This window comes from Paenibacillus sp. p3-SID1389, from assembly GCF_025151705.1.
Taxonomy (GTDB): domain Bacteria; phylum Bacillota; class Bacilli; order Paenibacillales; family Paenibacillaceae; genus Fontibacillus; species Fontibacillus phoenicis.
Genome location: NZ_JALXVO010000086.1, coordinates 1 through 9,691 on the forward strand (window position 1 = coordinate 1; position 9,691 = coordinate 9,691).

The window sequence follows — 9,691 nt, forward strand, 5'->3', positions numbered from 1 at the left end:
CGCAGGATCAACGCCTGCAACTGGGCGTATCGCTGGGATTTAGCTTTTATTCACATATAGATCACTGTTGCCATCGATCTTGAGCTTGAACTCGCCGGTTCCAAGCGTACCATGAATTTCCTTGTGATCCACCACAAAGGGCAGCTCGGTAAAAATATCTCCGTATCCGCTCGAACCCGTAAGCTCGTAGTTCCCTTCCTCCGGAAGCTCGACCCGCAGCTCGCCAACCGCGCTGTATACGTCCCAATCGCCGCCAACCAGCCGGGAGGTAATCTCGATTTTGCCGTTAAGCGATTCGGCCTTCAGGTCTAGCGGAACGCCGTCTACCCGGATATTGCCGTTCTTCGTATGCACTTGAATTCCATCCTGTGCCTCGGTTAACGTAATATCGCCTACCAGAGTGGACAAGGAAGCCTTGCCCGTAATCCCCCGGCCTTTGATATTCCCGCCTTGCGTATCAATCTGGGCATCGCCAAAGATCCGATACAGCTCGACGTCCCCGTTTAACGTTTTGGCCGAAACATCTCCTATCACATCCCATAACCGTAAGTTCCCATTCCCCGTTTGCAGCTTCACCTGCTTCATGGCCTGAACACCGGTTAATGTGATTTTCCCGTTCGAGGTGGAAATGTCCAAATCTAAAAACCGGTTTTGCGGGACAATCAGGGTCACGTTCACCTTCGGGTGACGGCGGCCAGTCTCCCCGTATGCCTTATCCTTAACGGATAAATTCAGCGTCTTCCCTATATCGGCCTCGATGGACGTGACTGCCGCAATTCTACGGGCTGGTTCATTCTCCAGTTGATCGATCCAAACCGTATAGCGGACAATAATATGGTCGATCTCCGCCTTACGCACCTCGATATCCCCATTCATTCCATCAAAAACGATCCGTTCGGTATCCAGGTCGATGGGGAGATCCAATTGGGGTTTCTCCACGCGGTAGCCTTCCTGTGCGCTATACTCTGTCCCCGCGGCCGTCAAATCCAGACTGACCCGGTTCCATAAATGCAGGTATTGGTCCTGCTGTGTTATCGCGAACACCGAGAAGGCCATAAACATGGACAGGAGCAACCCCTTCACGTCGACACGCGGCCGGAATCTGGCTTGCATGGCTCTCATTCGTTTCCAGACCAATATTATAATATGCTCAATTCCCCACAAAACGAACACCAACGGCCACCATCGGATCAACAGCCGCAACGCGTCCCCATCCTTCATCGCATCATGCAGCAAAAATCCCGCTGTCGTCAGCAGAACCACAGCTGTAGTAAAACGTCCCGAGCGCAGGAAGAGACGTTTCGATTCGCGCAGGATCAGCAGCAACGCAGCCATCGCCAGCGCCGCAGAGACCAGATAAGCTCCGGCGTATTGCACCAGCAGCTGAAGCCAATACGGCTTCAGCTGAAGCACAATCAAAACGGCGCCGCCCCCGATCAGCAGCACCCCCGCTCCGAGGCCCTGCTTGAAGCTTCGGCCGGACGAGGTATCCGCGAAAGGGGGTTGGCTCGTTTCGAGTTCTTTTTTCAGACGGGCATTGTGGGCATCCGTGGATTGAAGGACATCATAAATGCTAAAGAAATAAGCCGCGGGAATTAACAAGCCAAGCCATATGAGCAGCGGCACATTAATCGCCATGCGGACAGAAGAGAAATAAATCAATGCCGAAGCATCGATCAAGACAAAATACATGAAGCAAAGGCCGCGTAAATAACTGCGCAAATACAAATGCCCCAACCCTGGGAACAGGGCGGACAGCAGACCGGCAATCAGCTTGCGCTTGCGTCGCCGGGGCTGGTATCCTTTCGAGCGCCCTTGCATCGGCGGCTGTCCGATCGGCAGCATATCCGGCGTCATTTCCCCCACCTCTTTCTATCTCTGTTGGGCTTCATCCAACGCGAATCTCTCTTTTCCTTAATCATAACCGATACGAACTTATTCTGTAACGTGGAAGGAACTGGTCCCTCCATAACCTGCGGTATCCGTGCTTGATTAATCAAAAAGCACGCCCTCAAACCTTAGCCATCCGGTTTGAAAGCGTGCTTGAATCTCTTTACTGATTCAGTCGGTATATCATCAATTCTACGCCAGATGCAGATTGGACGGACCGCACCGGACGAAAGCCAAACTTGCGGTACAGCGCAACGGCAGGGGCGTTCTGCGGACTGGCCGTTACGGTAAACTCCTGCTTGTCCAGATGGTTGGTCAGGACATACTGCAACAGCTTGGCTCCAATTCCTTGACGCAAATGGTTTGGGTGAACCATTAATCGGGTGATCTCCATACTTCCGGGCATTTCATCGCGGACCGCGATTGCCCCTAGCAGCTCCCCGTCCTCCGACAGCTCACCGATAAACACATCCCTGCTCGTGCGGATGGAGTCAAACGTATCCGGCAGCGGCGGCATCTCCGTCAGACCAATAGCCTGAGCCTCCAGCCGGTAAGCCGAATGCTGCAAGCTCCAGAGCTGTTCCACAATATCGGTGTCACTTAGCGTGAGTCGCTTGATCACCAGCTGCCCCTAGCCCTTCAGTACTTCCACCAGAAGCTTGTTGACCAGCCCCGGGTTTGCTTTCCCTTTACTTTGCTTCATGACTTGGCCGACAAGGAAGCCAATGGCCTTCTCCTTGCCTGCTTTGTAGTCCTCCACGGAGGCCGGGTTGTTCGCAACGACCTCTTGAACGATCGCCATGATCGCTCCTTCGTCGCTGATTTGCACAAGCCCTTGCTCCTCAACGATCTGCTGCGGCAGCTTGCCGCTTTGCAGCATTTCCTTAAATACCGTTTTGGCGATCTTGGAGCTGATGGTGCCTTTCTCCAGCAGGCCGATCATCTCGCCGAGACCTTGTCCGGTCAGCTTCACGTCGGACAATTCCAGCGAGTTGCTGTTCAGGTAGCCGAGCAGATCGCCCATGATCCAGTTCGACACCGCTTTGGCGTCCTTCGTATACTCAAGGCTGCTTTCGAATAAGTCGGCCAGCGCTTTGGAGGACGTAATGACGCCGGCATCGTACTCCGGCAAGCCGTATTCCGAAGTGTAACGAGCCTTCCGGGCATCCGGCAATTCCGGAATCGACGCGCGGATCCGGTCCTTCCACTCCTGATCAATGTGAAGAGTAACCAGGTCAGGATCCGGGAAATAGCGATAGTCGTGGGCTTCTTCCTTGCCGCGCATCGAGAACGTTTTGCCTTGGGCCTCGTCCCAGCGGCGTGTCTCCTGCACAACCTCTCCGCCTTCGTCCAGAATCTCAGCCTGGCGAAGCTGTTCATACTCCAAACCGCGAACCACGCCGCGGAACGAGTTCATGTTCTTGAGCTCGGCGCGTGTGCCAAACTCCTTCTGACCCCACGGCCGCAAGCTGATGTTGGCGTCGCAGCGCATCGAGCCTTCCTCCATTTTCACGTCGGAAACCTCGCAGTACAGCATGATCGCCCGCAGCTTCTCCAGATACGCCCGCGCTTCCTCCGGCGAGGAAATGTCCGGCTCGGACACGATTTCCACGAGTGGCGTGCCCACGCGGTTGAAGTCCACCAGCGAAGCGTACCCGCCGTCCACGTGCGTCAGCTTGCCGGCGTCCTCCTCCAGATGCAGACGGGTAATGCCAATCCGTTTCGTCTTCCCGTCCACTTCGATATCGATGTATCCGTTCTTGCCAATTGGTTGATCGTATTGGGAAATCTGATACGCTTTAGGCGAATCAGGGTAGAAATAGTTTTTCCGGTCAAACTTGCAGACATCGCCGATTTCGCAATTCAGCGCCATCGCGGCTTTCATCGCGTAGTCGACGGCCTGGCGGTTCAGCACCGGCAATACGCCGGGATGCCCCAGGCACACCGGGCAGGTATGCGTATTAGGCGGGGCGCCGAACTCCGTGGAGCAGCCGCAGAAAATTTTCGATTTCGTATGCAGCTCCACGTGCACCTCCAACCCAATCACCGTTTCATATTTGGATGTTGACATGGCCTATCCTCCTGCAAAACTTTGTTATGGAACCTACAAGGCGGGACGTTGTTGGTGATGATCCGTATTCGCTTCAAAGGCGTGAGCCACGCGCAATACCGTGCTTTCGTCAAACGGCTTGCCGATGATTTGCAGCCCAACCGGCAGGCCTTCGGCAAATCCGCACGGCACGCTGATCGCTGGAACCCCGGCCAAGCTCACCGGAATCGTCAAAATATCGTTTAAATACATCGTGAGCGGATCGTCAACCTGCGAGCCCAGCGGGAACGCGGTCGTTGGAGCCGTTGGTCCAAGGATCACGTCATATTTGTCAAAGGTCTGATCGAAATCTTGTTTGATCAGCGTTCTGACCTTTTGAGCCTTCAAATAGTAGGCGTCATAATACCCCGAGCTCAGCGCATAAGTCCCCAGCATAATCCGGCGCTTCACTTCCGGTCCGAAGCCTTGGCTGCGCGAATCGTAGTACAAGTCCAGCAGGTTGCCGGCATTGTCGGCACGGACGCCGTAACGAACGCCGTCGAAACGCGACAGGTTAGACGAGGCCTCCGAGGACGCCAGCAAATAGTAAGCGGCCACCGCGTATTCCGTATGCGGTAGCGATACTTCTTCCCATACAGCGCCAAGGCCTTCAAGCACGCGCAACGCATCCATAATCGCAGTCTTAACCTGCGGGTCAACGCCATCCAAATATTCCTTTGGCACGGCGATGCGCAGCCCGGTAATGTCACCGGTGAGGGCGCTCAAATAATCCGGTACCTCCACATCCGCCGAGGTGGAATCCTTCGGATCGTGACCGGCGATCGCCTGCAGAACGTAGGCGGCGTCTTCGACGTTTTTGGTAATCGGCCCGATCTGGTCGAGCGAAGAGGCAAACGCCACGAGGCCGTAGCGCGATACCCGGCCGTAGGTCGGCTTCAGTCCAACGACACCGCAATACGATGCGGGTTGGCGAATGGAACCGCCGGTATCGGAACCCAGCGTAAAGAAAGCCTCACCTGCAGCGACCGCTGCAGCCGAACCCCCACTGGAACCGCCCGGTACACGGCTTAAATCCCACGGGTTGCGCACGGGATGGAAGCTGGAATTCTCGTTGGAGCCGCCCATCGCGAACTCGTCCATATTCAGCTTGCCGATCGTGACCGCTTCCGCTTCCTTCAGCTTCGTGACCACGGTAGCGTCGTAAATCGGATCGTAATTTTTCAAAAATTGGCTGCCGCACGTCGTCAGCAACCCCTCGGTCACCATGTTATCCTTGATGCCCACAGGGAGTCCAAACAGCAAACCGCAGGCTTCCCCCTGTGCCAACTTGGCATCCAGACGGGCTGCCTCCGCACGGGCTCCCTCCTCGTTCAACGTCAAGTAGGCGCCGATCTTCCCGTCGTATTCGCGGATTCTGGCGAAGGCTTCGCTAACCAATTCGGCAACAGACAACTCCTTGTTGTGAAGCCGATTATGTATCTCCTGTAAACGCAAATCAAAAAGCGCCAATCTAAGCTTCCTCCTTTTATTTACTCAAGTTCGTTCTAGTCGATTGGTTCATTTAGGCGGATAACCTATTCCAGTACGGCCGGAACCTTAAACTGACCGTCTTCCTCCTCCGGTGCGTTGCGGAATACCTTCTCCGGCGGCAGGCTTTCCTTCACTTCGTCCTCCCGCATGACGTTGCTGAGATGCAGCACATGCGTGGTCGGAGCGATATCGTCTGTATTCAGTTCGTTTAACTTCTCCGCGTATTGTAAAATCGCATTTAATTGTTCCGTAAACATGTCCCGCTCTTCGTCGGTCAAGTGCAAACGGGCCAGTCTCGCCACGTGTTCAACGTCCTTCGTCTGGATACTCATGCTTAGATGCCTCCCTTTAGTCATGCGTTCCCGCACTATTCGTACATTCTACCATGCTTGTACAATTGAATAAAATTATATTGTAGATTCCGGTTCAATTCAATCCGTTAAAGCGGAAAGGAGCTATAAGGAGGCGGATCCCTCCCCGGCAAAAAGAAAAAGAGCCGGCCTGTAGCCGACTCCCTTCTTATATCCATGCCCGCAGGTTCACTTGTTTAATGAACTCTGCTTGGGACATTACTTCCTTTGTTGGTTCCTGCTGCCCGTCTGCATCGCTGTCTTCGCCGTTCATGATTTGCCGAAACAGCTTCTCATTATGCGTAGCCAGCGCGTAATCGATCAAAGCTTCCTGTGTCGCGCGTTCCGCTGCTTGCTCGATCAGCCGACTTTCGGATTCTATATCGCTCTTAGGAACGAAATAATTCCGCCCCGTCTTCGGAGACCGGATGACGTAGTCAAAAGCATTGTCCGGATTGCGGTCGTAAGCAATAACGTAGCCATATTCCCCAACAGGAAGATTCTGCTCAAAAGCATCACCGACGATAACAATTTTCTCTCCCAAATGAAGCATCGTCTACCTCCCTGATTTATTTGGATGCTAATCATCAACTTGTATTGCTTTATATAATCCTACTAAAAGAGACGGAGATTGGTCAAGTTCTACCCCGGAATCCCGGATATGAATAGCTTATGCAGATTCGCTTCATGAAGTACATCTCGTTCCCGCCGACATTGGTTCAAGCCCAAAAAAGCATAAAAAAGAACGCAAACCGGGATCATTTCCGCAGCTTGCGTGCTTCGCAAAAGTTACAATGTTTTAATAAGTATATCCTATCAAAGGGTTGCACTTTTGTCCACTATTTTTGTACTATTTCGTCGATTTTTTTTGCACAAACGCCATGATTAGGGTTTCATCGACTCTCTAAGAGACGTACGGATTGTTCTGCCGTTCGTAGCCGATGGTCGTTTGGGGACCATGCCCGGGATAAACTCTAACCTCATCCTTCAGCTGGAACAGCTTCCCGCGAATCGAGTTAAACAGGTCCGCTTCACGGCCTCCCGGTAAATCCGTGCGCCCTACGCCAAGACGGAACAGCACATCCCCTGAAAAAAGATCATCCCCGCACAGGAAGCTCACGCTGCCTGGGGAATGCCCCGGCGTATGAAATACGGTGAACTCATGCCCGATCAGGTGAAGCTTCTGCCCTTCAGCCAGATCGAATTCCGCCGGATCTGTGGAGATGGGCGGTCCGACCTCCGGCCACATCAGGGAACCGTTCAGCTTTGGCGTCGTCAGCCAATCGCTTTCCAGCGGGTGCACATAGACCGGACAATTCTTAGCCTTCCGAATCTGGTCCAAACCGCCGATATGGTCAAAATGAGCATGAGTGAGCAAAATCGCCTCAATCTCCAACCCTTCGATTCTGCGCAACAGCGGCCCCGGGTTCGAGCCAGGATCGATAATGATCGCCCGGTTCTCGTCTTCTCCCCGTAACAAATACGCGTTCGTTTGCAGGGGGCCTAAAGTAAAACTTTCGATTTTCAGCATGGTGTATCTCTCGGAATAAGCGTTGCCGCCAAGCTCGCGGGCCGCTTCGCTTACTCCGCCTCCTCTCTTTATGTTCATCGCCAGGTCACTAAGCCCGTCCGTTTGGTTTAATGGCTACTTACAGCTCCTATCGGCTTAGGCACCGCCTTTTCTCCGGTTGCTGAACGATTTGACAACCAAGTACACGATTAACAGCGCCAAAGCAGCCAGCAAAATCGGCATGACGTATGGACCCGCTTTCTCGTCTACATGCTGCCACTGTTCACCCAGCAGCATACCCAAATAAACGAACAGCACCGACCACGGTATTACCGCCAACGTCGTCAGCAGCAGGAACTTGCCCACCGGCATTTTCGCGATCCCTGCAGGAACGGAAATGGCATGCCGGGCCACCGGGATAAACCGCGCCGTAAAGATGACCCCGGGACCGTATTTCTGAAACCAGGCTTCGGAGGCGTCGATATGCTTCTTCTGAATCAGAATATACTTCCCATACTTCTCCAAAATCGGCCTGCCGCCGTATCGCCCAATCCAGTAAATAAACAACTGGGCAATGACACCGCCTACTGTACCAAAGAAGACGGCACCGATGAAATTAATATGTCCGAGATACACGAGATAACCGCCGTAGGCCAGCACGATTTCGCTGGGGATAATCTCGATCATGAGTCCCAGCATAATCCCCATATACCCCAATTGTTGCACCCAATCCAATAATACGCCCACTAAATTCGATATCCAATCCACAGCTTCGTCCTCTTTCCCGTTAGCTTCTGTCCTGAAGACAGCAAAAATCTGCCTCTAATCTCAGTCTATTCTATCATAGCCATGGACATGCGTTCTACTTCAGTTAGCAGCACCGGTGACTTCGGGAAATCCGCCCGCATATGCTGGAGCAAAAGGAGGCGACTTCAGCCATGGCAAACTTCCCGGCGAAACATCAAACTTCCCTCCCGAATCCCCGCAAAATCCGCCGCAGCTGCAGCAAAGAACTGTACCGGACGATTAAGCGGCTTGGCGTTTATATTCCGGAGGACCGAGTCAAGGAAGGCGAAGCATTATATTACAAAAAGGTGATTGGCAATCTGCTGTGGATCGGCGAAAACATCAACAACCGCAAGCTGCTGGCGGATTGGTGGGATGAAGCCGTCAGCGCCGAGCTGGCTGAGCTGTGGGAGGTTGATCGCGAAGCGTTGTCCTCTGCTTTTCGCGCGGCGTTTGGGGGATAGAGGTGGCATCGCCTGTATAAAGGTGAGCCTGCTGCTGCAGCTCCCGCCCCAGCGTTATGGCTTCTTCCGTCAACCGAAAGTCCCGGTCGTTACGCAACGCCGGGTTGGCGGCGACGCTCCCTGCCAAACGCAGGAAGCTCAGGTACAAGTCGGTCCCGACCGACGCCACCGCTTCAGCCTGTTGCAGTCCCCCGCTCGCCTGCAAGCGTTGCACCAGCTCCCATAGCTCTCGCAGTGCTGCCGTCTGCTTGACCCGGTCGTACCGGTCCAGCTCGATGCCCTGCCGCAGCGCCTGGGCAGCGGCGGGATGTTCGGCTTGGGCCAGCGCCCGACCCAATGCCAGCCACAGCTCGGCGCGCTCCGGCTCGTAACGGAGGCCCGCCCGCAGGAGCGAGTCGGCCTCCTGCGGCGCGGAGCGTTCCGCGAGCGCTAACCGTACCGCCGTGCGGTACGGGGCAAGGGCCAGCGAGCGCCGAAGCAGCTCCGCCGCCTCCCGGTTCGCCTCAGGCGGCCGGGCTAGGGCTTGGCGGTGCAGCCGCTGGCTCTCCGCTTCGCGGAGCCCGGACACGCTAAGCAAGAGCAGTGCAGCGGCGATGAGGCCGCTGCACACCATGCGCAGCGGGCGTGGCGAGAGCAAGCGGCGGGCGCGGCGGTACGCGCCGAGGACAAGCCCGGGGCGGAGCAACGCTGGAAGACGAAGGCGGCGGGCTGGGCCCGCTTCAGCGATTCCAATGGCCGCCGCCCACAGCAGCAACAGCCAGACGAGACCGTAGCTGAAGTCAAAGTCGATGGCGCTATGCAGCAGCAGCGCCAGGTAAGGCGGCAACAGCGCGCTGCGCGCCCGCAGCAGGGGGATGGCCATCACCCCAAGCCACAGCAAAGCGCAGGCGAGGCCAAGCAAGCCCAGATCCAGCGCCAAGTCCAGGTATCCGCTGTGCACCTCGCTGCCGACGTACGGCAGGCTTTGCACGCGGCGGAACGCGTGGCGCCAGACATCTCCGCCTTGGCCGAGCCATGGCGACCGCCGGAGCAACTCGGCGGCGTCGGCGTACATCGCCGCGCGGGCGGACGCCGTTTCCGGACGGAGTCCCCGTCCGAGGAAGCCGGCGGA

Annotated in this window: 10 protein-coding genes; 1 reads left to right on the forward strand and 9 read right to left on the reverse strand. The window is 55.4% G+C overall.

Going from position 1 to position 9,691, the window contains the following annotated elements; genetic code table 11:
- Positions 1-39: 39 nt before the first annotated feature.
- From M3G15_RS20635 to uptA, 8 genes are all read right to left on the reverse strand, one after another.
- Positions 40-1,857 (reverse strand): DUF4097 domain-containing protein, encoded by a 1,818-nt coding sequence (locus tag M3G15_RS20635; RefSeq protein WP_260071936.1) that lies wholly within the window; start codon positions 1,855-1,857, stop codon positions 40-42.
- Positions 1,858-2,053: 196 nt separating this feature from the next.
- Positions 2,054-2,512 (reverse strand): GNAT family N-acetyltransferase, encoded by a 459-nt coding sequence (locus tag M3G15_RS20640; RefSeq protein ID WP_009227105.1) that lies wholly within the window; start codon positions 2,510-2,512, stop codon positions 2,054-2,056.
- 9 nt (positions 2,513-2,521) lie between these two features.
- Positions 2,522-3,961: an Asp-tRNA(Asn)/Glu-tRNA(Gln) amidotransferase subunit GatB gene (gene gatB, locus M3G15_RS20645; RefSeq protein WP_009227104.1), complete on the reverse strand. Its 1,440-nt coding sequence runs from the start codon at positions 3,959-3,961 to the stop codon at positions 2,522-2,524.
- Positions 3,962-3,994: 33 nt separating this feature from the next.
- Positions 3,995-5,449, reverse strand: coding sequence for an Asp-tRNA(Asn)/Glu-tRNA(Gln) amidotransferase subunit GatA (gatA, locus tag M3G15_RS20650; RefSeq protein ID WP_009227103.1), 1,455 nt, complete (start codon positions 5,447-5,449; stop codon positions 3,995-3,997).
- Between the two features lie 65 nt (positions 5,450-5,514).
- Positions 5,515-5,802, reverse strand: a complete 288-nt coding sequence (gene gatC / locus M3G15_RS20655; RefSeq protein ID WP_009227102.1) for an Asp-tRNA(Asn)/Glu-tRNA(Gln) amidotransferase subunit GatC — start codon at positions 5,800-5,802, stop codon at positions 5,515-5,517.
- A gap of 187 nt (positions 5,803-5,989) precedes the next feature.
- Positions 5,990-6,373 carry a hypothetical protein gene (locus tag M3G15_RS20660; protein WP_009227101.1) on the reverse strand — a complete coding sequence of 128 codons (384 nt, stop codon included), beginning with the start codon at positions 6,371-6,373 and terminating at the stop codon, positions 5,990-5,992.
- Positions 6,374-6,724: 351 nt separating this feature from the next.
- Positions 6,725-7,351, reverse strand: coding sequence for an MBL fold metallo-hydrolase (locus M3G15_RS20665; RefSeq protein WP_260071940.1), 627 nt, complete (start codon positions 7,349-7,351; stop codon positions 6,725-6,727).
- Positions 7,352-7,486: 135 nt separating this feature from the next.
- Positions 7,487-8,098 carry an undecaprenyl phosphate transporter UptA gene (uptA, locus tag M3G15_RS20670; protein WP_260071937.1) on the reverse strand — a complete coding sequence of 204 codons (612 nt, stop codon included), beginning with the start codon at positions 8,096-8,098 and terminating at the stop codon, positions 7,487-7,489.
- Positions 8,099-8,268: 170 nt separating this feature from the next.
- Between uptA and M3G15_RS20675 the strand changes: the two genes are divergently transcribed.
- Positions 8,269-8,580 carry a dehydrogenase gene (locus M3G15_RS20675; protein WP_260071938.1) on the forward strand — a complete coding sequence of 104 codons (312 nt, stop codon included), beginning with the start codon at positions 8,269-8,271 and terminating at the stop codon, positions 8,578-8,580.
- Here M3G15_RS20675 and M3G15_RS20680 read toward each other — a convergent pair.
- On the reverse strand, positions 8,501-9,691 hold a 1,191-nt coding region (locus tag M3G15_RS20680), incomplete at its 5' end, for an O-antigen ligase family protein (protein WP_260071939.1). The two genes, M3G15_RS20675 and M3G15_RS20680, sit on opposite strands and share 80 nt — an antisense overlap.